Genomic DNA, 25,378 nt, shown 5'->3' on the forward strand with positions numbered 1-25,378 from the left:
TCAGAGGCGCTGCTCGACGCGCGCCCAATCTTCGACGAACACCACGCCCTCCTCGACCCGGTCGATGACCACGTCGGTCCCTCGTGCGAGCGGCGAGTCGTCCACACTGCGAGCCCGCGTGGTGAAACGGCGGTCGTCAATCTGATACGCCACCTCCCCTTCTGCGCCAAACGGAATCTCGGTGGAGACCGTTGCGAGCTGTCCCTGCAAGGCGAAGCGCTCGTCTGGCGCGTCGCGCAGCGCGTGTGGCACGGCCCATTGCTTGATCGTGAGCACGGCACTGATGACCGCGACCGCGGCAACGCTCGCCGCTACCGCGACGGTGGTGAGGGTTCCGAGCGCCGTGAAACGCGTCAGCAGGTATCCGGTCAGGCCAAAGGCACCGGCCATGGACGCCGCAATTGGCGTCCGAAGGGAAATGCGTCCCAGGCGCAGCTCACGTCCGAACGCATCCAGTCGTCGGACGACTTCACGGCGAGACCAGCGCTCGGTACCGCGGATGAGCAGGATGACATTGAGAACGAGGCCGGCGACGAACGCCAGGAGAAACAGGGAAGACATTCGACAAGATCTGCAGGAGGGCCCGCGACGGCCGAACGGGCACGCGCGCTACACCTGCATCCTACCGGGTAACCGATCACGGCGACATGGCCAACTGCTGCTCGCCAAACTCGACCACACGGCGGTCGCTGTACGAGGTGGTGGCCCAGGGCAGGAGGCCTTCAACAAAGCCGACGTGGCCCCCGACAGGGACAAACTCCGTCTGCACGCACGGGTTGCTCTCGACGACCGCGCGCACCTCATGGAGGATCTCCGGGGGGTGGAACGGGTCGTCGAAGGCGCTGAGGAGGAGCGTGGGAACGCGGATATCGCGAAGGAATCCGAGGGAACTCGACTGGGCATAGTAGTCGGCGGCATCGCGGAAGCCGTGGACCACGCTGGTAAAGGCGTCATCAAAGGCCCAGAGGCTGTTGGCGCGCTGCACCGCGGCTGCATCAGCCAGGCCTGGGTGTCGCTGAATCTTGTCGAGGGCCTTCTCGCGCAAGGTTGCCAGAAAGCGTCGGCTGTAGAACGAGGCCGTGGCGTCGATGTGGGCACAGGACCGGGCGAGGTCGAAGGGAACTGAAACCGCGGTGGCCGCGGCGACGACGCCAGTGAGTGCGGTACCCTGCTCCCCCAGCCACTTGAGCAATACGTTGCCGCCTAACGAAACGCCCGCCAGCACGAGGGGTGCGTCGGGCCGCTCGGCGCGAAGCCGCGAGACCACGAAGTCCAGGTCCCGTGTCTCGCCGCTGTGATAACTGCGGGCAACGCGATTGACCTCGCCGCTACAGCCGCGGAAGAAGAGCAGGTTCGCCTGCCAGCCACGGCGCCGCGCCTGCTGCAACGTGCCCGCGATGTAGTGCGAGCGATGTGATCCCTCCAGCCCGTGAAGGAGGAGAAACGTTGGTGCGTTGGGCTCGGGCGTGTCGACGCGCAGCAGGTCGACGAAGTCCCCGTCCGGCGTGTCTCGACGTTCCTGTCGCCAGGGGAGCTGAGCACGGCGTCGAAAGACGCGTCCCCACACCGTATGCAGGTGCGGGTTGGTGAGCCAGGGAGCGGGGCGATAGGGGCGCGACATGCTGGGCTCGATTACAATCCTCCACGGCCCGACCACGATCACCAGGGTTGGGCCCGGACCGACGGCACGCGAAGGATAGCGGTTCGAAGGCCGGCATCATCCCCCTGCAGTCATGGAAGTCCAGATCTTCGGTCACAAGAAGAGCGCCGAGACCCGCAAGGCCCTGCGGTTCTTTGCGGAGCGCCGCATCAAGACCCATTTCGTGGACCTGCATGAGCGAGCCGCATCACCGGGCGAACTGCGGCGATTTGCGCAACGGTTTGGCGTCACGGCGCTCGTCGACCGGGAGGCGCGGCGCTACGCCGAACTTGGCCTCGGTCCCGCGCGCTATTCGGACGAGCGGTGGCTCGCCCTCCTTGCCGACGAGCCCCTGCTCCTCCGCGTGCCGCTCGTCCGGTTCCAACAACACCTGACGCTTGGCCTCGATGAGGCGGCGTGGGGAACGTGGCTCAAGGCACCGGGCAGCGCGAAATGACCCAGCTGTCGCTCTCTGCGGTCAGCGTGCAGTACGGCGCGACCACGGTGCTGCACGACGTGACCTGCACGATTGGTGAGGGTGAGCGGTGGGGTGTGGTAGGACGCAACGGATCCGGCAAGACGTCGTTGTTTCGACTGCTGACTGGTGACCAGTCGCCGACCAGCGGGTCGATCGCCCGCACGCCGGGGCTCCGATTCGCCGTACTCGACCAGCATCGCGACTTCCCCGGAGCGACGACCGTATGGGGTGCGGTGGCTGAGGCGTTCCGGGCGCTGATCGACCTCGAGGACGACCTCGCGCTCCAGGCCAACGGCCTCGCCGAAGCGGGAGAGGGTGCCAGCAAGGCACAGCTGGATCGTTACGCGCGCGATCTCGAGCGCTTCGAACACAGCGGTGGCTACACCTACCAATCCACCGTCGACGCGGTCCTCGAGGGTCTGGGGTTCAACGCCAGCGGGGCGCGGGAGATGCCGTTGGCGCACCTGAGTGGCGGCGAACGCGGCCGCGTGGCGCTCGCTCGGCAGCTGGCCATTCCCGCCGATGTGTTGCTGCTCGACGAGCCAACGAACCATCTCGATCTCGAGACCACCAGGTGGCTCGAGGAGTTTCTGCGAGGCTCGCGCGAGACTCAGTTGATCATCTCACACGATCGCGCCTTTCTGGATCGGGTCGTCGATCACGTCCTGCACCTCGAAGACACCACGGCGGTTGCCTATGGTGTCGGCTACGCCGACTTCATCAGACAACGCGCGGAACGCCGGCTGTCACAGCAGCGCTCGTTCGACCGACAGGCGAAGGCGATCGCGCGCGAAGAAGACTACGTGCGCCGCAACATCGCGGGACAGAACTCGAAGCAAGCCAAGGGGCGGCGCAAGCGGCTGGAGTGGCTGCCCCGACTCACGCCGCCGCCCGATGACGAAACCGCGATGAGCGTGCGGTTTGAGGCCCGCGAACGCGGCGGCGACCAGGTCGTCGTGTGTGAGCGCGTCGAGGTGCACATGGGCGATCGCGTGCTGCTGCGGCCGTTCACCGGATGGGTCCGACGTGGCGACGTGATTGGTCTGGTCGGACCCAACGGCACCGGCAAGTCCACGCTCCTCCGTTCCATTGTGGGCGCGCGCGCGCTGACCAGCGGTGAGATTCGCGTCGGTGGGGCGATCCAGACGGCGATGTACACGCAGGACTTCGCGAACGTCCCGCGAGACAAATCGCTCTACGACATCATTGCCGACCTGCGCCCGATGTGGGAACGCGGTGCGGTGATGGGCCACCTGGGCCGGGTGCAGTTCTCCGGCGACGAGACCCGACGATCCACGTCATCACTTTCCGGTGGCGAGCTTGCGCGCCTTGCGCTCGCCATGATGATGCTGGACGGCGCCAACTTCCTGATCTTTGACGAGCCGACAAACCACCTCGATGTGGAGTCCATCGAGGCGCTCGAGGACGCGATCGAGCGCTACGACGGGACCGTCCTTCTGGTGAGTCATGATCGCGAACTGCTGCGGAAGCTGACCACACGCGTGTGGGACCTGCGTGACGGCCACATGCGTGTGTTCGACGGCCCATTCGACGAGTGGGAGGAGGTGCGCGAGCGCGAAGAGGTGGCAAGGGTCGCCCGCGAAGCCGAACGCACGGCGGCGGTGCGGGAGCGCGAACGCGACATCGAGCGGCGCCATGCGGACGCGACGGCGCGGGCACGAACCTCATCGCGCGAGCTCCGCCGCGCCGTGGACACGGCCGAGGCGGATGTGCTGTCCCTGGAGGTTCGGGTGACCGATCTGACGACCCGGATGGCGGACCCCGAACTCTACGATGGCACGCCGGGCGCGATCAGCCGTGCCGAAGCGCTGGCGCGGGAGCTCGAGGAAACGCGCCGGGCCCTCTCGCGGGCAATGGCGGTGTGGGAGCAGGCCATGGAGGCGGCGGACCATGACGCCCAGACATCGCCCCAAGGCCGATAGAGAAAGCCTTGAACACCGATAACGATTATCAGGTGAACGACCAGCGCGGGTCGCGGTAGTTTTCCCGAAGCGTCTGGCAGGACACCGACAGTCACACACGCCGGAGATTGGTCATCACACAGGAACTGTTGGCCTGGGTCGGCTTCATCGTTTTCGTCGTCGTGGTGCTGGCGGTGGACCTCGGCGTGCTGAACCGCAAGGCACACGTCGTCACGATTCGCGAGGCGCTCACGTTCACGGCTGGACTGGCCGTGCTTGCCCTGGCGTTCAACGCGCTCGTGTACGTGATGTACGAACATCACTGGCTCGGGCTGGGCTCCCACGTCGACAAACTCGACGGCCTGACCAACGATGGCCGACTGGCCGCCGTGAAGTTCTTCACGGGCTACATCATCGAGATCTCGCTCAGTGCGGACAACGTGTTCGTGATGGCGATGATCTTTCAGTACCTGCGCGTGCCGTCGCAGTACCAGCATCGCGTGTTGTTCTGGGGCATCCTCGGCGCCCTCGTGATGCGCGGCGTCATGATCGTGCTTGGGGCGACGCTGATTGCCCGGTACCACTGGATCCTGTACGTCTTCGGCGCGTTTCTGGTGTTCACGGCCGTGCGGATGCTGGTACAGAAGTCGTCCGACGATGATGTAAGCGACTCCGCGGTGATCCGATGGGTGCGGCGATTCTTCCCGGTGACGCCGACGTACCACGGGCAACGGTTCGCCATCCTGCAGGACGGGCGACGTGTGCTCACACCGCTGGCTGTGGCGCTGGTACTCGTGGAGACGACGGATCTCGTGTTCGCCGTGGACTCGATCCCGGCCATCTTCGCGATCACCACCGATCCCTTCATCGTCTTCACGAGCAACGTCTTCGCGATTCTCGGGCTGCGGTCCCTGTACTTTGCCCTGGCGGGAGCGATGGAGAAGTTCCGCTACCTCAAGGTGTCGCTCGCGGCGATCCTGGCGCTGGTGGGCATCAAGATGCTCGTCGCCGACCTGCTCAAACGCTACATCGGGCCCTCGTTCAACTTCTACCTGCTGGGCATGGTGGCCCTGATCCTCCTCATCGGTGTTCTGGCGAGCGTGGTGGCTGCGCGACGCGAGACCGGACAGGACCAGGGCGTGCTGACTGACTGAGCACACCGGGGCGCGGATCGAATCCGCCTGCCGATTGCCCGGCCTCGCAAGCAGCGCTGTACGACGGCACCGAGGCTGAGGGATGAAACACGAACGGGGGCCTCGGTGAGAGGCCCCCGTTCGTGCAGACTCCTCGGGCTTACGCGCTGAGACGCGTAACACCTTCCGCAGCCGGACCCTTCTCGCCCTGCACGATCTCGAACTCCACCGCGTCGCCTTCGGCGAGCGTCTTGAAGCCGGAACCCTGGATCGCGCTGTAGTGCACGAAGCAATCCTTGGTACCGTTGTCGGGCGTGATGAAGCCAAAGCCCTTCGCGTCGTTGAACCACTTCACCTTGCCGGTCGTACGCATACATCTGCTCCTTGGAAGTGTTGCTTGTCGTCAAGGAGCGCGCAGCGCTGAGCCCTGACAAAAGCTGTTCTGCGGAACCCAGAGGCTCGTTAGGCGATCCCTCCGCATTGGATCACGGCGCCAGGCAGCGGCGACGAGCGGCACGAATATACGGGCCCCAGGCGACGTCAACAATGCGGCGGGTTCGCGGTCGGCCGGCATCGACCGGGTCAGGGCTGCTGAATGGGGCGCGCACCGACGCCGTAGTACTGGGTCTCGCCAAAGCAGGACAGGATCACGCCCTTGTGTTCCTCATACGTCAGCTCCACCTGACGCCCGATCAACTGCCCGATGGCGGCTGCCGTGCGATCGTTCCGCACGGTGAAGGGGAACGTGACCGGGAGGCTGCCGGGGACCGGCGCGACCTGCAGCTCGCCCTCCCACGTTTTGCAGATCCAGCCCTTCTTCGAGAGCTTCATGAGCACACCGGCGCGATGACCCGATGAGTAGGTGAAGGTCATGGCGGCGTACGACCAGACGAACAGCGCCAACAGCGGAACGCCAAAAAGCGTCAGCAGCGTGAGCTTCCCCCAATGCCGGCGGGCGAAGCTCTTGCGGGGGGGAGGGGCGAGGGCCGCGACGTCTTCGGTGTTCAGTTCGCGGTCGGGAAGTCCGGGATCCTGGGCCATGATGCGGGCGAGGGCTGCTACCTTTGACCGGTCAGCAGCATGGGGAAGGCAGAGTGACGTTCAAGAGACGTCGGCATACGGTGACGGTCGCGGTGGGTGGGGTCAAGGTTGGATCGGGCCATCCGGTGGTCGTCCAGTCGATGACGAACACCGACACGGCCGATGCCGCCGCGACGGCTGATCAGGTGCAGGCCCTGGCGGAGGCTGGTTCCCAGCTCGTGCGCGTCACGGTGAACACCGATGAGGCGGCGGAGGCGGTCCCGGAGCTGATCCGGCGTCTCGAAGACCGAGGGTGCCAAGTCCCCATCGTGGGCGACTTCCACTACAACGGTCATCTCCTGCTGACTCGCCACCCGCAGTGTGCGCGTGCCCTCGCCAAGTACCGGATCAATCCAGGCAACGTCGGGAGCAAGCGACGGGACGAGAACTTTCGGACCATCGCGCAGGTGGCCGCCGACGAGGGAAAGCCGGTGCGAATCGGCGTGAACTGGGGGTCGCTCGACCAGGATCTCCTGACGCAGATGATGGACGACAACGCCCGTGATGCGCAGCCGCGTGACGCGAGGGACGTGTACATCGAGGCCATGCTGGAGAGCGCGCTCCGGTCTGCGGCTCTCGCCGAGGACGTGGGGCTCGCGCACGACCGCATCATCATCTCGGCCAAGGTGTCGCAGGTGCAGGACCTGGTTGAGGTGTATCGTCGCCTTGGGACCCGCTGCGACTTTCCGTTGCACCTCGGCCTCACCGAGGCCGGTCTGGGGAGCAAGGGGATCATTGCGAGCACCGCGGGTCTCTCGATCCTGCTCGCCGAGGGGATCGGTGACACGATTCGCGTTTCGCTGACGCCGCGGCCCGGGGGCGACCGCACGGAAGAGGTGTTCGTGGCGCAGCAGGTGCTCCAGTCCCTGGGCCTGCGTGCCTTTGCGCCGCAGGTCACGGCCTGCCCCGGGTGCGGGCGAACAACCAGCACCTTCTTTCAACACATGGCAGAAGACATTCAGCACTTCCTGCGCGAGCAGATGCCAGAGTGGCGGCAGCGGTACACCGGCGTGGAGGAACTCAAGGTCGCCGTGATGGGGTGCGTGGTGAACGGGCCCGGTGAGTCGAAGCACGCGAACATCGGGATCTCCCTGCCGGGTACGTTCGAGGAACCCAAGGCACCCGTGTACGTGGATGGGGCGTTGCGCACCACACTCAAGGGCGACCGGATCGTCCCGGAGTTCCTGGAGATCCTCGAGTCGTACGTCGCCGAACGCTACGGCGGTGGAGCCCGCTAGCCGGGAAGCGACTCCAGTTCGCGCACGACCTGCGCATACTCGTCCATGATCGGCGCGTCAAATCCCATGGCCACGAGGCGGTCATGAACCCGGCGGTACCAGCGCACCGCAGTGTCACGCCCACCCGAGAGGCGGCTCCACACGGAGGCCGGGTCGACCGTGCGGCGAACGTCGGCCACGAGTGAGGCGGCACCGTGCAATTTGTCAGCGGCGCAGACCCACCGGGCCGCGGGCGTCGCGGCCGCCAGTCGAGCGAGCAGATCATCGCGCCGTTCGTCAGGGGTGAGTTCGACGCCTTCATCGTCGGCGCGACGCTGGGTGACGCTCACCAGCGTGGTGAACACGCCCGCGCCGAACTTCTCGGACAATCGCTGTTGCAGCACCTCGCGTGAATAGCCGTCCCGCGACCAGTCGTCAACGACGTCGTGCAGGATCCCCGCAATGACGATCGACTCGTCCTGGCCATAGCGCGTGAGAATGATTGCCACGTTGGCCGGCTGCGTCAGGTACGGGGCCCGCATGCCCCGGCGCACCTGCTGATCGTGGTGCTTGGCCGCAAAGGCCAGTGCGTGGTTGATGCGGTCGGAGTATCCGGTCACGACACGTCGAGGGAGGGTGCGGGACAACTTATGCCGTGAATCGCAACCGCGGCAAACCTCACCCAGCGAGCGCGACGACGGGGACGCGACCTTGCCAGAGCACCACGCCGCGCACGCGCGCCCCGGCATCGATCAGCGTGGCCACTGCGCGTGCCAGCGTCGCGAGTCGTGTGGTGCCCTGGACGGCACAGACGATCACGTCATCGCCCGCACGAACCTTCTGCGCCAGCAGGGATGGCGAGACGATCACCGTCGCATCATGGCGCCGCGCGGCGCGCACGACATCGGCGACGAGTGCCTGACCTTCGGATGGCCCGAGAGAACGGTCGCGCGTCCCGCTTGGCAACACATCCATCGTGCGGCTGCGGCCGACGGCGACGGTGTGCAACGATTCTGTCCACCTGCGCAGGTTGGCGACCACCGCGGCAAGGCCCGGTGAATCGGGAAGCTGGAGGACGTGACGTACGGGGCTCGCTGCAAAGTCGGTATCGACCAGCAGCGTTGACCGCGCGTCCACGGCGAGGACGGCCGCGAGATTGGCGCCAACGATTGCGGAGACCACCGAGTCGTCGCCGGTGACCGTCACGATCCCCTCGCGCGGCCAGAGCGACGTGAGATGCCACGCGAGGATGCGGTACTCGTCCGACGTGGGGTCGAGCAAGGGCGCGATCGAACGATCGGCCGCCCGTCGCGCCCGCTGTGCAGGAACCTCCCGGCGGCTGGCCATCGTCAGTACCCGCAGTCCGGACAAGCGCTCCGCTTCAGCGGCATCCGCCACGCGTGGGCTGCGCATTTCATCGGTGAGCGCGAAGGCGAACGCCAGGAACACTGCGACCACGGCAGCGCCCGCGAGCATCACGGGCAGCGGGGCAAGCTGCGTCCGACGGCGCTCGACGGCCGCGGCGCTGTCGCGGGCGGCGTTCGTGAGATGTGCGCTCGCCAAGGTTCGGTCAGCGGCGACCGCTGCCACGCGCGCTCGGCCGAGTGCGAGCGACGCCTGCAAGGTGTCGGGCAGCGGACCCACGACTGGTGCATCGCCGGTCGTGGGCGAAGGGGTCGCGGCCGCCATGTCGTGGCGCAAGCGCGCGAGTTCCTCCTCACCAAGCGCCTGAAGCGAGCGGCCCAGTTCGTTGGCGCGCGTAGTCAGCGCCACAAAGACCGGATCAACGGTCGCTCCGCCACCGAGGTCGTCACGCTCGCGCTCGACATCGATGAGCGAGTCGACCAGCGCGCGCGCGCGGACATCAGCACGTAGCGCAGCGGATTCCCCAAGCGCGCGATAGCTGGCAGTGAGCGGAGCCGCAGCTACGCGCTGGAGCAGGGCTGACAGCGTTCGCACCAAACCCGCAAGCGAATCGCTGCGAACCGAGTCAGCCGCTGGCGCTGGCAGCGCGGTTGCGGCCGCCAGGGCGCGAGCGTGGGCGACGCGCGCGGCTGCCAGGAGCGCTTCTGCGTCGGCAACCGCAGTGCGCGCCGCTGCGGCGCGGCGGCCCAGCGCCACGGTGTCGAGACGTGTGGTGGCCGGAGGATTCACCAAGGTCCGGATGCCTTCGACGCCGCGTGGCAACACCAGGTACAGGACAAGTAGCGCGGTGAAGGCGACACCTCCGAGTACCAGCAGGCGCCGCCCGCGCCGCAGCACATTCGTCGCGCGTGCGCCGAGCCAGGCGCCGCGCGAGGGAAGGCGCAGGCGGCGTGAGACGGACGGAAAGCGAGTAGCGGCGGACGAGTCCATGAGGGGACGACAGCACTGTGGTCCCTTACAGACTCACCATTGTCTCGCCGGGTTGCAAGAAAAAGCGCGGGGGTGCCCGAGAGCACCCCCGCGCCGTGCGCCGTGTAACGCGCTTACTCGACGGTGATGACCATGGTCATGCCCATCGCGAGGTGCGGCGTGCAGATAACGTTGTACTTGCCGGGCTTGATGTTGCCCAGCGAGACCTGCCACGCTTCGTTCGCGTTCATGAGCATCGGGCTCGAGAACTCGCCCGGCGAGTTGGGCATGTTCGCCTGCAGCTGCGCCTTCTGGTCTTCCGGTATCGTGGCCGCATCAAACGCAATGTTGTGTGGGCCACCCGAGACCATGATGAAATTGATCCCATCACCGGACTTCACGGTGAGCGTAGCGGGGTCGAAGCGGTACCCCTTGTCGTCGCCGACCATCTTCACTTCGTGCACGGTGCCGGTGACCGGCGCCGCTGCGACCGTGCCCGTCGGCGCGGCCGCGGCGGCCGGAGCGGGAGCCGCCGTGGTGGCGGCGGAGTCAGTCGTCTTTGTCTCGCCACCGCCGCACGCAGCCAGCAGCGCGGCGCTCGCGACAACAGCCATTCCGATGAAACGCATGTGCTAGAGGCCTCCAGAGCCGTCCAGGAAAACACCCGAGGATGGGTTGCTCGCAGGGCCCTGCGAGCATTGTGAATTTATTCACAATCACCCAGAAGTTGTAGTGGCAATGTTGGAATCCCAACTACCAGCGCAAGGCCTGCGGAGGTCCCTGAGGGCGACCCCCATCCCCCGGAGGCCGGCACTGTCCGCACGCATTGACCGTCGCCACCAGCGCGGATAGGTTGAGCGCCTCATGCGCCACACACTCCGCCACCACCATGTCCATCACGTCCACGGCCTCCCGGGCCGCGGCGGTGACGGCACACGGTAGGACTCGACGCGAGTTCCCTGCGCCACGCACTCCGCTACGGCCCGTCGACGACGGGCCGTTTTCTTTTCCACTCCTCCATGCTCCGAATCGCACTACCCAACAAGGGACGACTCGCCGAAGAGACGCGCGATCTCTTTGGGGACGCTGGGCTCGAAGTCCGGGCGCTCGGGGATCGAGCGCTCACGGCTCGGCTCGGTGAAGACTTCCTCGCGCTGTTCGTGAGGGCGCAGGACATCCCGGAGTTCGTCGCCGACGGAGCGGCTGACGCCGGCATCACGGGCTGGGATCTCGTCTGCGAGTCGCAGCGCGACCTCGACGTGCTGCTCGACCTCACGTTCGGTCAGTGTCGCCTGGTCGTGGCGGTCCGCGACGAATCCCGACTGCGGAGCGTGGCCGAGATTGAACCGGGCACGCGCGTGGCCACCGCATTTCCGCGCTCGACTCAGGCATACTTCGAGCGTCGAGGTATTGGCGTCGAGGTGGTGCCCGTGAGTGGAGCAACGGAGGTGGCTCCGCACCTCGGCATCGCCGACGTGGTGGTGGATCTCACCAGCACGGGATCCACGCTCCACGTGAACGGCCTCCGCGAACTGGAGACCGTGCTCGCCTCCTCGGCGCGACTCGTTGTTTCTCCGGCTACGATGCAGGCGAATGGCGTGCGCGCCGCCGCGCTCCGCGATCTGACGGCCGCGCTCGAGTCCGTGCTGCGCGCTCGCGGTCAGCGGTACCTGATGGCCAACGTTCCGAAGGACGCACTCGACCAGGTCACCGGGGTGCTTCCCGGGCTTCGGGGGCCGACGGTCATCGACATCATCAATGGCGGCGCCCACGCGGCCGTCCACGCCGTCGTGCCGGCGCCGGGCGTCTACCGAACCATTGCCGCACTCAAAGCCCTTGGCGCTGAGGGTATCCTCGTGACCCGAATCGAGAGGCTGATGCCGTGAGTCTGATTACCCTGCGCTACCGCGGTCCCGTCACGGGCCTGCGCGAGGCCGAGCGCGAAGCGCTGTTCGATCGATCCTCACCGGACGACGATCTGGTGCGTGATACGGTGGGCGCGATCATCGACCTGGTGCGGCGAGAGGGCGATCCCGCGTTGCGGTCCCTGGCGCGCGAATACGACCACGTCAAGCTCGAGTCCCTCGAAGTGCCCCGCGCGGACTGTACCCGGGCGCTCGAGCGCATGGTGCCGGAGCTCCGGGCCTCGATGGAGCGCGCGGCCCACAACATCACGACGGTGCATGCGGCGATGCGGCCGACCGCGATGGAGGTGGAGTCGGAACCCGGGATCGTCATCGGTCGCCGACCGGACCCGTTAGGCAGGGTTGGTGTGTACGCGCCCGGCGGCAAGGCGGCGTACCCGAGTTCCGTGCTGATGGGCGCCATCCCGGCGCGGGTGGCCGGGGTCGGCGAGGTCATCGTCTGCTCTCCGCCGGGCAGCACCGGCCAACCGCCCACGGCGGTGCTGGCCGCGTGTGCGATCGCCGGTGTCGACCGCGTGTTTGCTGTGGGTGGCGCCGGGGCGGTGGCGGCGATGGCGTACGGGACGGCGTCAATCCCGCGCGTCGACCGAATCGTCGGGCCCGGCAACGCGTATGTCGCCGCCGCCAAGCTCATGGTGGCGGGAGCGGTGGCGATCGACTCCCCAGCGGGGCCATCGGAACTACTCGTGCTGGCGGACGACAGCGCCGACCCCGCGGCGGTCGCGCGCGAGCTCGTTGCGCAGGCCGAGCACGACGAGCAGGCGTGCGCCGTGGCGCTCGTGCTTGGGGATGCGCTCGCCGATCGCGTCGAGGCATCGGTGTTGGCGCAGGCGGCCGCCACGAAGCGCGGCGACATCGTCCGCAAGGCGCTCGAAGGCCAGGGCGGCATCCTCGTGGCCACGTCGCGCGAGCAGGCCACCGCGTTCGCCACGCTCTACGCGCCAGAGCATCTGCTCATCGCGATGCGGAACCCGTCGGAGATTACGCGCGCGGTGCGCAACGCGGGCACGGTGTTCGAAGGTCCGAGCAGCTCGGCGGCCTTCGGCGACTACATGACGGGAGCGAACCACGTGCTGCCGACCGCCGGACTGGCGCGTGCCTATTCAGGGCTCTCCACGCTCGACTTCGTGCGCTGGACCACGTGGCAACGGATCACGCCCTCGGCGGCGGCTCGTCTGGCGGAGGCGGTCGGGGTGTTCGCGGACGCCGAAGGGCTCGATGGTCACGCCAGGGCGGCACGCGCCTGGCACGGAGCGGGCCAATGAGCGCACCTCGGTATGCGCCGCGGGCGGCCTACGCGTCCCTGCGCGCGTACGATGCTCAGCCGGTGACCTGCGACATTCAGCTGGCGGACAACACGTCGTCCTTCGGACCTCCGCCTTCCGCGCTACGCGTGCTGCGGGCAGCCGATGCAAACAGTCTGGCGCAGTACCCCACGACGTACTCGCGACCGTTACGCGACGCCCTCGCGCGGTACATCGGCGTGGCGCCCGACGAGATCATGGTCGGCGCCGGGTCCGACGACGTGATGAGCTGTGCGTTCCGCGCGCTGGCCGACCCCGGTGCGCGACTGGCCTACATGCATCCCACCTTTGTCATGACCCGCGTGTTCGCCGAGTCGAACTCGCTGGTGACGATGCCGATCGGGCTGACCGCCGACTTTGACGCCGATGCGGAGGCGTTGCTCGCCGAGCGCGCCGAGATCACGTACGTGTGCTCGCCGAACAATCCCACGGGCACGCCGGTGCATCCGGCGACGCTCTCCCGCATCGTGACGGGGGCGCGCGGTGTCGTCATGATCGATGAAGCGTACGCCGAGTACGCCGGAACCAGCCTCGCGGCGTCTGCGCCGAGTGAAGACGGCGTCCTGGTGCTCCGCACGTTTTCCAAGGCGTTCGGACTCGCGGGTCTGCGCGTCGGCTACGCGGTGGGCGCGCGACGTCTGATTGCCGAGTTGGAGAAGGCACGCGGGCCGTTCATGGTGACGTCGGTCAGCGAGCAGGCGGCGTTGGCGACTCTCACGCACGATGTGCCGTGGGTGATGGAGCGCGTCGGGGAGATCCGTGATGCGCGCGACTGGTTCGTCGGGGAGGTCGAGCGCGCAGGCTACGCGCCGCTGCGGTCGAGTGCGAACTTCGTGCTGCTTCGCGTGCATGGCGCCCGGGCGGCGCACCAGGCCCTGCGAGACCGCGGGGTTCTGGTGCGGCCGTTCGAGCAGCTCCCCGGCATCGGCGACGCCCTGCGGATCTCCGTCGCGGGGTTGCCCGTCATGCACCGCGTGCTCGATACCCTGCGAGAGGTGGTTCCATGCGCGTGAGCATCCTGGACTACGGTGTGGGCAACGTGCATTCGCTCGCCAAGGCCATCACGGCCGCGGGCGGTGAGCCACGCGTGGAGCGCGACGTACGCGTGGCGATGAAAGCGGACGCGCTGGTGCTCCCCGGGGTCGGCGCGTTCTCCCCGGCGGCCGAGTGCCTGGCACCCGCACGATCGGTCCTTCGCGACACGATCCTCGGAGGGTTCCCGACGCTGGGCATCTGCCTCGGTATGCAACTCCTCTTTGACGCGAGCGATGAAGGGCCGGGAGCGGGCCTTGGCGTGTTCGAGGGAAGGGTCACGCGGCTCCGGGCGCGCGCGGTGCCGCAGATCGGATGGAACGCCGTCGATGGAACGGAGGATCCCTTCATCCGTGGCAGCGCACTGCGTGAGGCCTACTATGCCAACTCCTATGCCTGCCGGCCGCACGACGCGTCCGTCGTGTGGGCGTGGACCGACCACGACGGCGACCGCTTTCCCGCGGTTGTCCGTCGCGGCCGCACGCTCGGCGTGCAGTTTCATCCGGAGAAGTCGTCACGGCCAGGCGTGGCGTTCATCCGGGCCTTTCTGTCGGAGGTAGCCGCATGATCGCCATTCCGGCCATCGACCTTCGTGGCGGGGCGTGCGTGCAGTTGGTCGGCGGGTCGTATGCGGCCGAACGCATCCGCCTCGACGACCCTCGCGCCGTCGCTCGCGAGTGGCAACACGCAGGGTTCACGCGACTGCACGTGATCGACCTCGACGCGGCCACGGGCCGGGGATCGAACGCGCGCGTGGTGCGCGCCGTGCTCGACGAACGGACGGCGGACGTGCAGGTGGGAGGCGGGTTGCGAGCCACGGGCCAGGTCGACGACGTGCTCTCGGAGGGCGCGTCCCGCGCGATCGTTGGCACGCGCGCGCTGGAGGATCTCGACTGGCTCGCCGAGCTGGCCGATGATCACCCGGGCGAAATCATCCTCGCCGCCGACGTGCGTGAGCGGCGCCTCGTGACGCAGGGATGGCAGCGCACCTTGCCGCGCACGATTCTCGACGTGACGGAGGAGGTGGCGTCGCTGCCGCTCGCCGGGCTGCTGGTGACGGCGGTGCACAAGGAAGGCCAGATGCTTGGCGTTGACCTGCCGCTGATGGAGGATGTCGTGGAAGCAGCGGCGTTTCCCGTCCTGGCCGCGGGCGGCGTCGGCGCGATGGCTGACCTGTACGCGCTTCAGGATCGGGGCATCGCTGGCGCAGTGCTGGGCATGGCGCTCTACACTGGTGCGCTCGATCCCCGCCGTGTGGCCGAGGAGTTCTCTCAATGATGCTCGAACGCGAGACACGCGAAACCAGCGTGAAGGTGGCCTTGTCGACCACGGATCCAACGATCGCCGTCGACACGACCGAGCCATTCCTCACGCACATGATGGAAACACTCGCCCGGTACAGCGGTCTCGGGCTTCGCCTGGAGGCCCGCGGCGACCTTCGGCATCACCTCATCGAGGATGTAGCCATCACGCTCGGCACCGCGCTGCTGGACCTGGTGCCTGCTCACGCGGTGCGCTACGGACATCGGGTGCTTCCCATGGATGACGCGCTGGTGGCGGTGGCGCTCGACGTAGGCGGCCGACCCTTCTATCGCGGTCCGCTGCCCAGTCGCCTCTGGGATCACTGGATGCGGTCATTCGCCGACCACGCCCGGTGCACGTTGCACGTCGTCGTCGAGCGCGGGACCGATCGGCATCACGTGGTGGAAGCAGCATTCAAGGGTTTGGGACTGGCCCTTCGCGATGCGCTGGCTGACGGCGGCGTCGTGTTCTCCACCAAGGGAGGCGTGGCGTGGCGTCGCCACGGGTCCGCGTGACGCTGCGCAAGCGCGTCGTGGTGTGCCTCGACGTTCGCGAGGGGCGCGTGGTCAAAGGCACGAACTTCGTCGACCTGCGTGACGTCGGGGATCCGGCAGACCTTGCGGTGCACTACGAGCGTGAGGGCGCCGATGAACTCGTGTTTCTCGACATCGCGGCGAGCGCCGACGCGCGCGGTACGCTGTTCGACCTCGCTCGCCGGACCGCCGAACGGCTGTTCATCCCGCTCACGGTCGGTGGCGGCATTCGCAGCGTGGACGACGTGGGCACCGCGCTGCGCGCCGGCGCCGACAAGGTGGGACTCAACTCCGCCGCCGTGCAGCGACCCGAGGTGCTGGCCGAATGCGCCGCGCGCTATGGCGCGCAGTGCATCGTGGCGAGCATCGATGCCCGGCGTGCCGGGGACGGTTGGGAGGTGGTGGCAAAGGGCGGGCGCGAACCCACCGGGCGTGACGCGATCGCCTGGGCACGCGAGTGCGAAGCGCGAGGCGCCGGCGAGATCCTGCTCACGAGCATCGACCGCGACGGCGCGCGAACCGGCTACGACCTCGACCTCACGGCCGCCGTGACTGCCGCGGTACGCATCCCCGTGGTGGCCTCGGGCGGTGCAGGAACGGCCGCTCACGTCTGCGACGTGCTCACGGCAGGTCAGGCCGACGCCGCGCTCGTTGCGGGAATCCTGCACGCGCGCCTGACGAGCGTGCGCGTGATCAAGCAGGCCATGGCACATGCGGGGATTCCCGTGCGGATGGTCGCATGAGGCTTCCCGCGCGTGTGCTCCTCGACGCGGTCGCTGAGGCAGCCCGTCTCGCCGGCGAGCTGGCGCTCGACCACTACCGGCGTGGCGTCGGCGTCGAACTCAAGGGCGACGGGAGTCCGGTCACCGCTGCCGATCGCGAAGCCGAACAGGCGGTACGTGACTGGATCTCGGTGCGCTTTCCGGGGGACGAGGTGCTGGGCGAAGAGTTCGGCTACACACCGGGAACAGGCCGACGCTGGTTCATCGATCCGATCGATGGCACGAAGTCCTTCGTGCGGCACGTACCCCTGTGGGGTTCGATGATCGGTGTGGCCGAAGGCGAAACGGTGGTCGCCGGTGCCGTGTATTGTCCGGCGGTGGGCGAAATGGTGGCTGCGGCGCTGGGTGAGGGCGCCTGGTTCAACGGTGTGCGCTGCCACGTGTCGGACGTGAGTGACATTGCCCGTGCGACCATCCTCCACACCGACGATCGATTTGCGTGGAACCCGGAGCGTGGGGTTGCCTGGGGCGCGTTGGGTGCGCGTGTCGCGGTCGCCCGAACGTGGGGCGACTGCTACGGCTACCTGCAGGTGGCCACGGGGCGCGCCGAGCTGATGGTCGATGATCGACTGAGTCCCTGGGACGCCGCCGCGCTGATCCCGATCGTGCAGGAAGCGGGTGGTGTGTATTCGGACTGGAAGGGAGGCACCAGGGTCGATGGTGGCGACGGCTTTGCGAGCAACGCGGCCCTGGCGCCGACGTTCCGTGCGGCGCTCGGCATTCCCGAGCCCTCGGCGTCATGATCGATCCGGATCAGCTCGACTTCGCCAAGGGCGGCGGGTTCGTCACGGTGGTGTGCCAGGACCAGCGCACCGGCGGCGTACTGATGGTGGCGCGCGCGGATCGCGCGGCCATCGAGCGCACCGTCACTACCGGCGAGATGCACTACCACTCCCGTACTCGCGGGCTGTGGCACAAGGGCGCCACGAGCGGCAACGTGCAGCGCGTGGTGAGTCTCACCGCCGACTGTGACGGCGACACCGTGCTCGCACGAGTGATCCCCATGGGGCCGGCGTGTCACGCAGGCTCGATGTCGTGTTTTGATACGCCGGGCGCTGCCGGTGATGCGCTTGGGGAGTTGCAGCAGATCATCGGCCAGCGGCAGGCCGCGGCAAGCGTCGGGAGCTACACCCAACGACTGCTCAACAACCGCAACCTGCGCCTCAAGAAACTCGGTGAAGAAGCCGCTGAGCTCGCGGTAGCCTGCGCCGACGGCGACGCCGCACGCGCTACGGAAGAAGCGGCGGACCTGGTGTATCACGCGATGGTCGCGCTCACGGGGCTCGGCGTCCCGTGGCTCGAGGTGCAGCGCGTCCTGGCACAACGCCAGCGCCGCTCGAGCGACGGCGCGTAGCGGGACCGCTGCTACCAGCGTTCCATGCTGGCCTTCGGCAGGCGCGAGAGATCGCCGATGTAGGTCCACTGGACGTCGCGGATCCAGCGCTGTGCCACGCGCCGGATGTCGTCCGGTGTGATCGCTCGCAACTGCTCCTCGAAGTGGCCCACCGCGCGAATGTCGCCTTCGTACAGGTATGACTTGGCGAGAAAGTCCGCCTGCTGCGTGTTGGTTTCGTTCTCGAGGAAGAACTGCGTGAGAAACTGGTGGATGAGGCGACCGAGGGCGTCTTCGTCCACGTTGCTCGTGCGAACCGCGGCGAGCTGCTGGCGCATGATGTCGACGGTGAGCTGTGGCTGTACCGTCGTCACGTAGAGACCACCGCCGCTGATGCCGTGGTCGATGAACGGCGCCTCGACCGCGTAGGTCAGGTTGCGGCGCGAGCGGATCTCGCCGAAGAACTGGCCGGAGAGCACGGCGGTCGCGATCCGGAGCGCGTAGTAGTCGCGCGTCCCGGCGCGCGGGCCGGCGTATCGCCCGAGGATGTAGTTGGTGGGCAGATCGCGCTGCAGTCCGTACACGGACGCCTTGCGTCGAGGCAGCGTGTCGGGAAGCGTCCACGCGTAGGACCCGGCCGGCAGCCTGGCGATGCTCTGCGTGATCAGCCTCGAGATCTTCTCACGGGGCACGTCGCCCACTACCACGAGCAGCATGCGGGATTTCACGAACTGCTCGGCGTGATACCGCTTGACGTCTGCGAGTGTGATGCCGGCGATGGAAGCACTCGTGCCGGTCGGGGGAATCGCATACGGGTGCCCGTCGTACCCCACGGAGTCGGCCAGATATTCGGCCAGCGCGTCCGGAGAATCCTGGCGCTGGCTCACGGCAAGCAGGAACTGCTGCCTGACGAGTTCGACTTCGGCGGGATCGAGCGTGGGCTCCATCAGGCGGCTCGCGAAGATCGCCCAGGTGGAGTCGAACGTCGCGCGCGTGGCACGAATGCCGAACGACGTCCAGTCCGTCTCCGCGCCGATGGCGATCGACGTCCCGAGCCGCGCCATCGCGCGGCGCAGGCGCTCACCGGAATACGACTTCGTCCCGCGCTCGCTGGCGTCGAGGAGCAGCAACTCGATGCCGGCGTTCGCGAATGTTACCTGCCGCACACCGCCCAGCAGGTAGAGGTTGGCGACGACGATGTCGCTCTGCGACGGGCGGTGGATCACCTTGATGCCCGCCACGTCGTAGAGCGTCGTGGCACTATCGGCCGAACGCTGCCCACGGGCGAGGACCGGCGCCGCGATGAGGCCGGCGATCGCGATGGCTCGAAGCAACGGAAGCCTCACGGCGCGATCCTCGGCAGGAGGTCCGACACGGTGAGCGCGAGCTTGCGACGCGACTCCGGATCCAGCTGCACACCCACGACCCGGGGTCTGCCCACGACGTACTTGCGGGCGTAGGCCTGAAGGTCCTGCAACGTCTGCTTGCCCATGTTGTCCACGTACCCCATGTAGTACTCGAGGTCGGCCACGCTCCACCAGAACCCGAGTGTGTGAGCAAACTCGCTGGCGCGGTCCATGCCAAAGGCGGTGCTCACGACGCGTTCGGCCTTGGTGGCATCCAGCTGCTCCTGCGTGATGTATCCGGGTGCTGCGAGCTGGGCGATCTCCCGCTCGAGCGCCGCGAGCGCGTCCTTGAGTTTGTCCGGTGTGGTCTGCCCGAGCACCGAGATCGGCCCGGCCTGGTCCAGCGTGTAGTAGTTGAACCCGATGGACTGAAACAGCCCCGTGTCGACCAGCCGGCGCTGGAACGTGGAGACCGACTGGTTGACGGCGTCGGAGAATACGTCGGCGGCGTAGGTCGCTCCCGGATCCTTTCGCACACTCGGGCCCTGCCACTTCATGAACACGGTGACCGCATTGACCGGCTGCTCGGAGATGATCGCGGTGGACGCGGCCAGCGGTGGGATCGGAGGTATCGGGTCGTTGGTGAAGGGATCCGGACCGGCGGGCCAGTCGCCGAACGCCGCCTCGGCCAGGCGAAAAATCTCGGCGGGCTTCACGTCGCCCGCGACGATGAGCACCGAGTTGTTGGGGATGTAGTACTTCCGCTGGATCTCGCGGAGCTTCTCGGGCGTGACCGTCGCCAGCACCTGCCGTTCGCCGATGATGTTCTTGCGCCCGAATTGGCCAGGGTAGAGGGCCCGATCCAGATCATTGTTGAACGCGAACCCCGGACTGGACTCGTTGCGGTCGTACTCTCCGAGCACGACCTGCCGTTCACGCTCCAGTTCTTCCCGGAGGAACTTCGGGTGACGGAGCGCGCCGGCCATGAGTTCGATGGCGCCCGCCACGCTGTCCCTGGGGAGCGTCATGTAGTAGTTCACGCGCTCTTCCTGCGTCTGCGCGTTGAAGACCGCACCAAGCTCGGAAGCCCGGGCGATGAACTCGTCGGGTCGCGGCAGCACGTCGTTGGCCTTGAAGAACATGTGCTCGTACATGTGCGCGAGCCCTTCGTAGCCAGGCGCCTGGGTGAACGAGCCGTTGCGCACGTCGATCTCCACCGTGACCAGCGGAACGCCGTGGTTCTCGAGGACGATGACCTCCATCCCGTTCGCGAGCACCTTGCGCTGGAGCACCCGTTCCAGCTCGGCGCGCTGCGCCGACGCGAGCGTCGGCGCCCCGAGGAGCAGCATGGGGACCGTGCGCCACCACCGGCGCCACGTCGTGCGTCGTGCCATCGAACCGTGCACTGCGGATCTCCTGAGAAAATGAGGGCGTCGATTGCGCCGTCCGGGGTGGCCGTCGCTGCTACCGCCACTTGTGCGTGCGACCCAGATTCCTCGCGATGACTGCGACCGAACGCGCCCTCGATGCCTTTCGCGCCCTGGCGCCGGGCCGCCTGACCACCCAGTCGCTGCGGACCGGCGTTTCCCTCGCCCCATACACCACCTTCCGTATCGGCGGTCCCGCCGACCTCCTGTACGATGCCACCTCGGCGGATGAACTGGCAAACGCCATAACGTTGGCCAGGGAGACCGGTGTCCCTTGGTTCGTGCTCGGTCTCGGGGCAAACATCCTCGTCGGCGACAAGGGATTCCGGGGCGTGGTGATCCGGAACCGTGCCGGGGCGCACCGATTTCTCGACCGTACCCGACTCTGGTGCGAGTCGGGCATGATCGTGAAGGATCTCATCTTCGCGGCCGTGAACCACGGCCTCAGCGGGTTGGAGCACTACATCGGCATTCCGTCCACGGTCGGCGGCGCCGTCTGGCAGAACCTGCACTTCCTGTCGCCCGCGCCCGAGCGGGAGCGCACGATGTTCATCGCCGAGCTGGTGGAGTCGTGCGAGATCCTCGCGAGCGACGGGTCGCGACGCACGGTCGACCCCGACTATCTCGCGTTCGGGTATGACGACTCGGTATTTCATCACTCGCGCGACGTGGCGCTGGCCGTGACGTTTCGCCTAACGCCCGGCGATCCGGCGCTGATGCACCGGGTGATGCAGGAGAACCTGGGCTGGCGCGGGGCCCGTCACCCCTGGCTCGACATCCACCCGAGCGCCGGCTCGATCTTCAAGAAGATCGAGGGCGTTGGGGCCGGCCGTCTCGTCGATCAGTGCGGCCTCAAGGGCCATCGTATCGGTGGAGCCCAGATCTCCCACCTGCACGCCAACATCATGGTCAACCTCGGCGGAGCCACCGCCGCCGAGGTCCGGGCGCTGATCGCACACGCACAGCGCACCGTGGAGGAGCGCTTTGGCCAGCGGCTGGAGCCCGAGATCGGGTTCATCGGCGAGTTCTGAGGCCTCGCGCCTAACGGCCCTCGGTACTCCCGGAAGCCCCCGCGCGCGCCACCCGGGCATCCACATTGCAAGGAGTGCCAGCGTCGCGAACGATGGAGCGACTCCACGCACACCCGAGGCTTTGGACATGACATACACGGCAGCGCAGGCAGGGGCCGAGATCGTCCGGCTGGCGAGCGAGTTCCTGAATCTCCGGGAGACGTCGAACAATGCCGCGTGGGACAACCCCGACACGGCCGGGCAGGATCCCGCCGCGACCAGGCTGCGCCAGCTGCTGGAGACTACCGGCTGGCAGGCGGGTTGGCCCTACTGCATGGCCTTCTGCAAGGCGATCTACATGCAGGCGTATCGCAACCTCGGCGCGTCCCCCGGCGTGCTTCGGCTCATTGCCCAGCGCTTCACGCCAAGCGTCATGATGAGCTATCGGAACAGCGGCGCCTTCGCGCAGCGCAAGGTGGCGATCCAGGGCGCCATCTTCTTTATGCAGAAGGGCGACACGCCCTACGGCCACGCCGGGCTCGTCGTCATGCCGGGCCAGGTGAACTTTTCGACTATCGAGGGCAATACGAGCCCTTCACCCGGCAGCGCACAGGCCGATCGCGAAGGCGACGGCGTCTACAAAAAGGTGCGCTCGCTCGATTTCACAAAGAAGTCCGGGCTCTGGCTCCGCGGGTTCCTGAACCCCCTGAGCGCTGACGAGGTCGCTGGCTTGCCGTCGATCGGACCCAAACCAGGTACGCGAAGTCGCGGTGCGAGCGCCGCGCAGCGCGGCAAGGTGACGCGCTCCAGCCGGAAGGTCGCGGCGTCGGGCCGCACGAAAAGGACGCCGGCCCGGCGCCGGAGCGCGCGATCACCGGGTCCGCGAAAAAAGCGCTAGCGTCCCAGGAATGCGCGAATGGCGGCGACCCCGGCCGAGAGGTCGGGCAGTGATGACGTGAACGAGATGCGCACGAACCGCGAGGCGTCGTGCGCGCCGAAATCGCGGCCGGGTGTCACGGCGACCCCCGTGGCATCAAGCAACGAGACGGCAAACGCCCAACTGTCCTCCGTGAACGCGGAGACGTCGGTGTAGCAGTAGAACGCGCCATCGGGCCGGCAAGCGACGTGCAGGCCGGCGTCATCGAGCGCGGGCACGAGGTAATCGCGTCGTCGCTCGAGCTCGGCGCGCTGGACCTCGAAGATCGTCGTGCTGGCTGGCTGGAGCGCCGCGACGCCAGCCCATTGCGAAGGCGCCGGCGGACAAATGAAGAAATGCGACTGCATGCGCTCCACGGCAGCGTGGTACGCCGGTGGCACCACGAGCCAGCCCAGCCGCCACCCGGTCATGCAGTAGTACTTGGAAAACGAATTGACGACGAACACGTCGTCGCCAAGGGCTACCGCGCTTGGCGGACGGTGTCCGTACGTGAGCCCGTGATAGATCTCGTCGACGAGGAGCACCCCACCCCGTGAGCGGACGACGTCATGGATCGCCGCCAGCTCCGCCGGCTCGATCGTGGTTCCCGTCGGGTTGGAGGGCGATGCGATCATCACGCCACGCGTGCGTGGGCCCCAGTGCCGGTCGACGAGTGCCGCCGTGAGCTGAAACCGCTCTTCAGGCCCCACCGCGATGAGCCCAGCGCGGGCCCCGCAGAACGTCAGGCATGCGCGGTTCGACGGATAGCCCGGATCGGCCATGAGGATCTCGTCCCCGGGCTCGGCGATCGCGCCAAAGGCGAGGGTGAGCGCACCGGATGCCCCGACCGTCACCACGATACGCTCGGGGTCGATGTCGATCCCGTGGCGATCGGCATACTGCGCGGCTATGCCCGTGCGCAGCGGCGGGATGCCTAACGGCATCGTGTAGTGTGTCGCGCCATTCTGCGCGGCGTGGGCAGCCGCTTCCACCACGTGGGCCGGCGTAGGAAAGTCGGGCTCGCCGATGCACATCAGCACCGTACGGCCACTCTCGGCGCGTGCCAACGCCCGGCGATAGATCTCGACCGCGTAGAACGGCTCGATCTCCTGGGCGCGTGTGGCAAGGCGGGGTCCGGGCCCGGTCATGCGAAGAATCTATTCGTTCGGGGCGCACCACATCGTGCTTGACGGCGTGTGGAGTGGAGCGCAGCATCCCGCTCCCGTTCGCCGGAACGCTGTGTCGCTCACCACCAAGGTTCTCCTGGCGCTGGTCGTCGGTCTCGTCGTTGGCCTGGCGATCCAGCCGATCGCCGCGAACGCGCCGTTCACCCAGATGCTCGCTGCCGCCGACACCATCGGCACGCTCTGGGTGAATGCGATTCGCATGACGGTCGTTCCGCTCGTCGTGTCGCTGCTGGTCACCGGAGTGAGCACGACGGCGGACGCGCGCACCGTGCGTGGTGTGGGGCTGCGATCACTCCTGACCTTCGCCGGGCTGCTGACGGTGTCGCTGTTCGTGGGCCTCGTGTACGTCCCGCTGCTCTTCACCTGGCTCGAGATCGATCCGGTCACCAGCGCCACCTTGCGCGCCAACGCCCTGCAGGGCGCCCGCGAGGTGAGCGAAGCCGCGCGCAGTGTGCCGACGTTCTCGCAGTTCCTCGTGAACCTGGTCCCGGTGAATCCGGTGAAAGCTGCCGCCGATGGCGCCATGCTCCCGCTCGTGCTGTTTTCCATTGCGTTCGGCTTTGCCCTCCTCAAGCTGGACGACGATACGCGGGCGCCGGTCCTCGGGTTCTTTCGTGCGGTACGCGATGCGACGCTCGTCGTGGTGCGCTGGATCATCTCCGCGGCGCCCGTTGGCGTGTTCGCACTCATGTTGCCGCTGGTTTCACGCGCAGGGCTCGAGGCGGCTGGCGCCCTCACCTACTACGTGGTGGCGATGGCCATCGCGTGCACCACGCTGCTGCTGCTGCTGTACCCGATCGTGGCGATCGGTGCACGCGTGTCGATGCGGGACTTCGCGCGCGCGGTCCTGCCCGCGCAGGCCGTGGCGGTGAGCACCAGCTCTTCCCTCGCCTCGCTGCCCGCGCTTGTGGAAGGCGCCGAGCAGCGCCTGAAGCTTCCCAAGGATGTGAGCAGCGTCTGCCTGCCGCTGGCCGTCAGCGTCTTCAAAGTCACGGCACCGGTCGTCTGGACCGTGGCCACGATCTTCCTGGCAAAGCTGTACGGCGTCGACCTGCCGGCATCGGCCCGGGTCTCCGTTGCCCTCACGGCGATGTTGTCCAGCTTCAGCGTGCCCGGCATTCCGCACGGCTGGCTGCTGCTCATCACACCGTTGCTTGCGCACAGCGGCATCCCGGTGGAGGGGATCGCGCTCCTGTTCGCGGTGGACGTAATCCCGGACATGTTCGCCACCACCACCAACGTGACGGCGGACATGGCCGCCGTCACGTTGGTGGCGCGTCGGTCCGCAAGGATCGGGGATGTCTGAGCGGCGCCGTCAGATATGCTCCGCAGCATCGGCCCGTCACTACCGAGTCCGTGTCGGCGCCTCGACTCGCGGGCGGGTCGTGCGGGGACACGGGCTCGCTTCCAGACGCACTCGGCCGTATGGCAAATGGACAGCGCGTAAAGGGAGGCTCTGGGGAACTCGGTGTCTCGCC

The 25,378-nt window shown here is 67.5% G+C and carries 26 protein-coding genes; 16 read left to right on the plus strand and 10 right to left on the minus strand.

What is annotated here, in order from left to right:
- Together IT361_10855 and IT361_10860 are read right to left on the minus strand one after the other, a co-directional pair.
- Positions 1-561, minus strand: coding sequence for a hypothetical protein (locus tag IT361_10855; protein MCC6318178.1), 561 nt, complete (start codon positions 559-561; stop codon positions 1-3).
- A 76-nt stretch (positions 562-637) separates the two neighbouring features.
- Positions 638-1,621 carry an alpha/beta hydrolase gene (locus IT361_10860; protein ID MCC6318179.1) on the minus strand — a complete coding sequence of 328 codons (984 nt, stop codon included), beginning with the start codon at positions 1,619-1,621 and terminating at the stop codon, positions 638-640.
- Positions 1,622-1,733: 112 nt separating this feature from the next.
- Between IT361_10860 and IT361_10865 the strand changes: the two genes are divergently transcribed.
- From IT361_10865 to IT361_10875, 3 genes are all read left to right on the plus strand, one after another.
- Positions 1,734-2,096 carry an arsenate reductase gene (locus IT361_10865; protein ID MCC6318180.1) on the plus strand — a complete coding sequence of 121 codons (363 nt, stop codon included), beginning with the start codon at positions 1,734-1,736 and terminating at the stop codon, positions 2,094-2,096.
- Entirely contained in the window at positions 2,093-4,060 is a 1,968-nt protein-coding gene (locus IT361_10870) for an ABC-F family ATP-binding cassette domain-containing protein (GenBank protein MCC6318181.1), read from the plus strand. The genes IT361_10865 and IT361_10870 overlap by 4 nt, the downstream gene beginning before the upstream one ends.
- Positions 4,061-4,185: 125 nt before the next feature.
- On the plus strand, positions 4,186-5,193 hold the full coding sequence (locus tag IT361_10875; protein MCC6318182.1) for a TerC/Alx family metal homeostasis membrane protein: 1,008 nt from the start codon (positions 4,186-4,188) through the stop codon (positions 5,191-5,193).
- Positions 5,194-5,332: 139 nt separating this feature from the next.
- Here IT361_10875 and IT361_10880 read toward each other — a convergent pair whose 3' ends face one another.
- Together IT361_10880 and IT361_10885 are read right to left on the minus strand one after the other, a co-directional pair.
- A complete protein-coding gene (locus tag IT361_10880) occupies positions 5,333-5,545 on the minus strand; it encodes a cold-shock protein (protein ID MCC6318183.1) in 213 nt (70 codons plus the stop codon).
- A gap of 209 nt (positions 5,546-5,754) precedes the next feature.
- A complete protein-coding gene (locus tag IT361_10885; GenBank protein ID MCC6318184.1) occupies positions 5,755-6,102 on the minus strand; it encodes a hypothetical protein in 348 nt (115 codons plus the stop codon).
- Positions 6,103-6,266: 164 nt separating this feature from the next.
- Between IT361_10885 and ispG the strand changes: the two genes are divergently transcribed.
- Entirely contained in the window at positions 6,267-7,490 is a 1,224-nt protein-coding gene (gene ispG / locus IT361_10890) for a flavodoxin-dependent (E)-4-hydroxy-3-methylbut-2-enyl-diphosphate synthase (protein MCC6318185.1), read from the plus strand.
- Here the strand turns inward: ispG and IT361_10895 are convergent.
- The 3 genes from IT361_10895 to IT361_10905 all read right to left on the minus strand — a co-directional run bounded on the left by IT361_10895 (position 7,487) and on the right by IT361_10905 (position 10,432).
- Positions 7,487-8,089 (minus strand): HD domain-containing protein, encoded by a 603-nt coding sequence (locus IT361_10895; protein ID MCC6318186.1) that lies wholly within the window; start codon positions 8,087-8,089, stop codon positions 7,487-7,489. The two genes, ispG and IT361_10895, sit on opposite strands and share 4 nt — an antisense overlap.
- Positions 8,090-8,147: 58 nt before the next feature.
- A complete protein-coding gene (locus IT361_10900) occupies positions 8,148-9,824 on the minus strand; it encodes a hypothetical protein (GenBank protein ID MCC6318187.1) in 1,677 nt (558 codons plus the stop codon).
- A 113-nt stretch (positions 9,825-9,937) separates the two neighbouring features.
- Complete coding sequence (locus IT361_10905; protein ID MCC6318188.1) at positions 9,938-10,432, minus strand: hypothetical protein; 495 nt, start codon at positions 10,430-10,432, stop codon at positions 9,938-9,940.
- A 390-nt stretch (positions 10,433-10,822) separates the two neighbouring features.
- Between IT361_10905 and IT361_10910 the strand changes: the two genes are divergently transcribed.
- The 9 genes from IT361_10910 to IT361_10950 are packed head-to-tail and all read left to right on the plus strand — an operon-like array spanning position 10,823 to position 18,035.
- The gene (locus IT361_10910; protein MCC6318189.1) at positions 10,823-11,689 is read left to right on the plus strand and encodes an ATP phosphoribosyltransferase; all 867 of its coding nucleotides are present in this window, start codon (positions 10,823-10,825) and stop codon (positions 11,687-11,689) included.
- Complete coding sequence (gene hisD / locus IT361_10915) at positions 11,686-12,993, plus strand: histidinol dehydrogenase (GenBank protein MCC6318190.1); 1,308 nt, start codon at positions 11,686-11,688, stop codon at positions 12,991-12,993. Before IT361_10910 ends, hisD begins: the two co-directional genes overlap by 4 nt.
- Positions 12,990-14,045, plus strand: a complete 1,056-nt coding sequence (locus tag IT361_10920; protein MCC6318191.1) for a histidinol-phosphate aminotransferase family protein — start codon at positions 12,990-12,992, stop codon at positions 14,043-14,045. The genes hisD and IT361_10920 overlap by 4 nt, the downstream gene beginning before the upstream one ends.
- A complete protein-coding gene (gene hisH / locus IT361_10925; protein ID MCC6318192.1) occupies positions 14,036-14,632 on the plus strand; it encodes an imidazole glycerol phosphate synthase subunit HisH in 597 nt (198 codons plus the stop codon). The genes IT361_10920 and hisH overlap by 10 nt, the downstream gene beginning before the upstream one ends.
- Positions 14,629-15,342 (plus strand): 1-(5-phosphoribosyl)-5-[(5-phosphoribosylamino)methylideneamino] imidazole-4-carboxamide isomerase, encoded by a 714-nt coding sequence (locus IT361_10930; protein ID MCC6318193.1) that lies wholly within the window; start codon positions 14,629-14,631, stop codon positions 15,340-15,342. The genes hisH and IT361_10930 overlap by 4 nt, the downstream gene beginning before the upstream one ends.
- Complete coding sequence (locus tag IT361_10935; GenBank protein ID MCC6318194.1) at positions 15,339-15,881, plus strand: imidazoleglycerol-phosphate dehydratase; 543 nt, start codon at positions 15,339-15,341, stop codon at positions 15,879-15,881. The genes IT361_10930 and IT361_10935 overlap by 4 nt, the downstream gene beginning before the upstream one ends.
- 2 nt (positions 15,882-15,883) lie before the next feature.
- Positions 15,884-16,642 (plus strand): imidazole glycerol phosphate synthase subunit HisF, encoded by a 759-nt coding sequence (gene hisF, locus IT361_10940; protein ID MCC6318195.1) that lies wholly within the window; start codon positions 15,884-15,886, stop codon positions 16,640-16,642.
- Complete coding sequence (locus tag IT361_10945) at positions 16,639-17,424, plus strand: histidinol phosphate phosphatase (GenBank protein MCC6318196.1); 786 nt, start codon at positions 16,639-16,641, stop codon at positions 17,422-17,424. The genes hisF and IT361_10945 overlap by 4 nt, the downstream gene beginning before the upstream one ends.
- Entirely contained in the window at positions 17,421-18,035 is a 615-nt protein-coding gene (locus IT361_10950; protein ID MCC6318197.1) for a bifunctional phosphoribosyl-AMP cyclohydrolase/phosphoribosyl-ATP diphosphatase HisIE, read from the plus strand. Before IT361_10945 ends, IT361_10950 begins: the two co-directional genes overlap by 4 nt.
- An 11-nt stretch (positions 18,036-18,046) precedes the next feature.
- On the opposite strand, the gene IT361_10955 is transcribed toward IT361_10950, so the two are convergent.
- Together IT361_10955 and IT361_10960 are read right to left on the minus strand one after the other, a co-directional pair.
- Positions 18,047-19,360 carry an insulinase family protein gene (locus tag IT361_10955; GenBank protein ID MCC6318198.1) on the minus strand — a complete coding sequence of 438 codons (1,314 nt, stop codon included), beginning with the start codon at positions 19,358-19,360 and terminating at the stop codon, positions 18,047-18,049.
- Positions 19,357-20,754: an insulinase family protein gene (locus IT361_10960; GenBank protein MCC6318199.1), complete on the minus strand. Its 1,398-nt coding sequence runs from the start codon at positions 20,752-20,754 to the stop codon at positions 19,357-19,359. The genes IT361_10955 and IT361_10960 overlap by 4 nt, the downstream gene beginning before the upstream one ends.
- Positions 20,755-20,861: 107 nt before the next feature.
- On the opposite strand from IT361_10960, the gene murB reads away from it, so the two are divergent.
- Together murB and IT361_10970 are read left to right on the plus strand one after the other, a co-directional pair.
- Positions 20,862-21,818, plus strand: coding sequence for a UDP-N-acetylmuramate dehydrogenase (gene murB, locus IT361_10965; GenBank protein MCC6318200.1), 957 nt, complete (start codon positions 20,862-20,864; stop codon positions 21,816-21,818).
- Positions 21,819-21,945: 127 nt separating this feature from the next.
- Entirely contained in the window at positions 21,946-22,695 is a 750-nt protein-coding gene (locus IT361_10970) for a CHAP domain-containing protein (GenBank protein MCC6318201.1), read from the plus strand.
- Here IT361_10970 and IT361_10975 read toward each other — a convergent pair.
- Complete coding sequence (locus IT361_10975; protein MCC6318202.1) at positions 22,692-23,861, minus strand: aminotransferase class I/II-fold pyridoxal phosphate-dependent enzyme; 1,170 nt, start codon at positions 23,859-23,861, stop codon at positions 22,692-22,694. The genes IT361_10970 and IT361_10975 overlap by 4 nt on opposite strands.
- Between IT361_10975 and IT361_10980 the strand changes: the two genes are divergently transcribed.
- Positions 23,860-25,206, plus strand: coding sequence for a dicarboxylate/amino acid:cation symporter (locus IT361_10980; protein MCC6318203.1), 1,347 nt, complete (start codon positions 23,860-23,862; stop codon positions 25,204-25,206). The genes IT361_10975 and IT361_10980 overlap by 2 nt on opposite strands.
- Positions 25,207-25,378 lie beyond the last annotated feature (172 nt).

It is taken from the genome of Gemmatimonadaceae bacterium (assembly GCA_020846935.1).
Lineage (GTDB): Bacteria > Gemmatimonadota > Gemmatimonadetes > Gemmatimonadales > Gemmatimonadaceae > RBC101.

Bases quoted from the DNA above. Each gene is read 5' to 3' on its own strand.
- murB (MCC6318200.1), top strand. From the start codon at position 20,862: ATGACTGCGACCGAACGCGCCCTCGATGCCTTTCGCGCCCTGGCGCCG.
- IT361_10855 (MCC6318178.1), bottom strand. From the start codon at position 561: ATGTCTTCCCTGTTTCTCCTGGCGTTCGTCGCCGGCCTCGTTCTCAAT.
- IT361_10975 (MCC6318202.1), bottom strand. From the start codon at position 23,861: ATGACCGGGCCCGGACCCCGCCTTGCCACACGCGCCCAGGAGATCGAG.
- IT361_10905 (MCC6318188.1), bottom strand. From the start codon at position 10,432: ATGCGTTTCATCGGAATGGCTGTTGTCGCGAGCGCCGCGCTGCTGGCT.
- IT361_10910 (MCC6318189.1), top strand. From the start codon at position 10,823: ATGCTCCGAATCGCACTACCCAACAAGGGACGACTCGCCGAAGAGACG.
- IT361_10980 (MCC6318203.1), top strand. From the start codon at position 23,860: ATGCGAAGAATCTATTCGTTCGGGGCGCACCACATCGTGCTTGACGGC.
- IT361_10970 (MCC6318201.1), top strand. From the start codon at position 21,946: ATGACATACACGGCAGCGCAGGCAGGGGCCGAGATCGTCCGGCTGGCG.
- IT361_10930 (MCC6318193.1), top strand. From the start codon at position 14,629: ATGATCGCCATTCCGGCCATCGACCTTCGTGGCGGGGCGTGCGTGCAG.
- IT361_10900 (MCC6318187.1), bottom strand. From the start codon at position 9,824: ATGGACTCGTCCGCCGCTACTCGCTTTCCGTCCGTCTCACGCCGCCTG.
- IT361_10860 (MCC6318179.1), bottom strand. From the start codon at position 1,621: ATGTCGCGCCCCTATCGCCCCGCTCCCTGGCTCACCAACCCGCACCTG.
- IT361_10880 (MCC6318183.1), bottom strand. From the start codon at position 5,545: ATGCGTACGACCGGCAAGGTGAAGTGGTTCAACGACGCGAAGGGCTTT.
- IT361_10865 (MCC6318180.1), top strand. From the start codon at position 1,734: ATGGAAGTCCAGATCTTCGGTCACAAGAAGAGCGCCGAGACCCGCAAG.
- IT361_10950 (MCC6318197.1), top strand. From the start codon at position 17,421: ATGATCGATCCGGATCAGCTCGACTTCGCCAAGGGCGGCGGGTTCGTC.
- hisH (MCC6318192.1), top strand. From the start codon at position 14,036: ATGCGCGTGAGCATCCTGGACTACGGTGTGGGCAACGTGCATTCGCTC.
- IT361_10960 (MCC6318199.1), bottom strand. From the start codon at position 20,754: ATGGCACGACGCACGACGTGGCGCCGGTGGTGGCGCACGGTCCCCATG.
- IT361_10945 (MCC6318196.1), top strand. From the start codon at position 16,639: ATGAGGCTTCCCGCGCGTGTGCTCCTCGACGCGGTCGCTGAGGCAGCC.
- IT361_10920 (MCC6318191.1), top strand. From the start codon at position 12,990: ATGAGCGCACCTCGGTATGCGCCGCGGGCGGCCTACGCGTCCCTGCGC.
- IT361_10935 (MCC6318194.1), top strand. From the start codon at position 15,339: ATGATGCTCGAACGCGAGACACGCGAAACCAGCGTGAAGGTGGCCTTG.
- IT361_10870 (MCC6318181.1), top strand. From the start codon at position 2,093: ATGACCCAGCTGTCGCTCTCTGCGGTCAGCGTGCAGTACGGCGCGACC.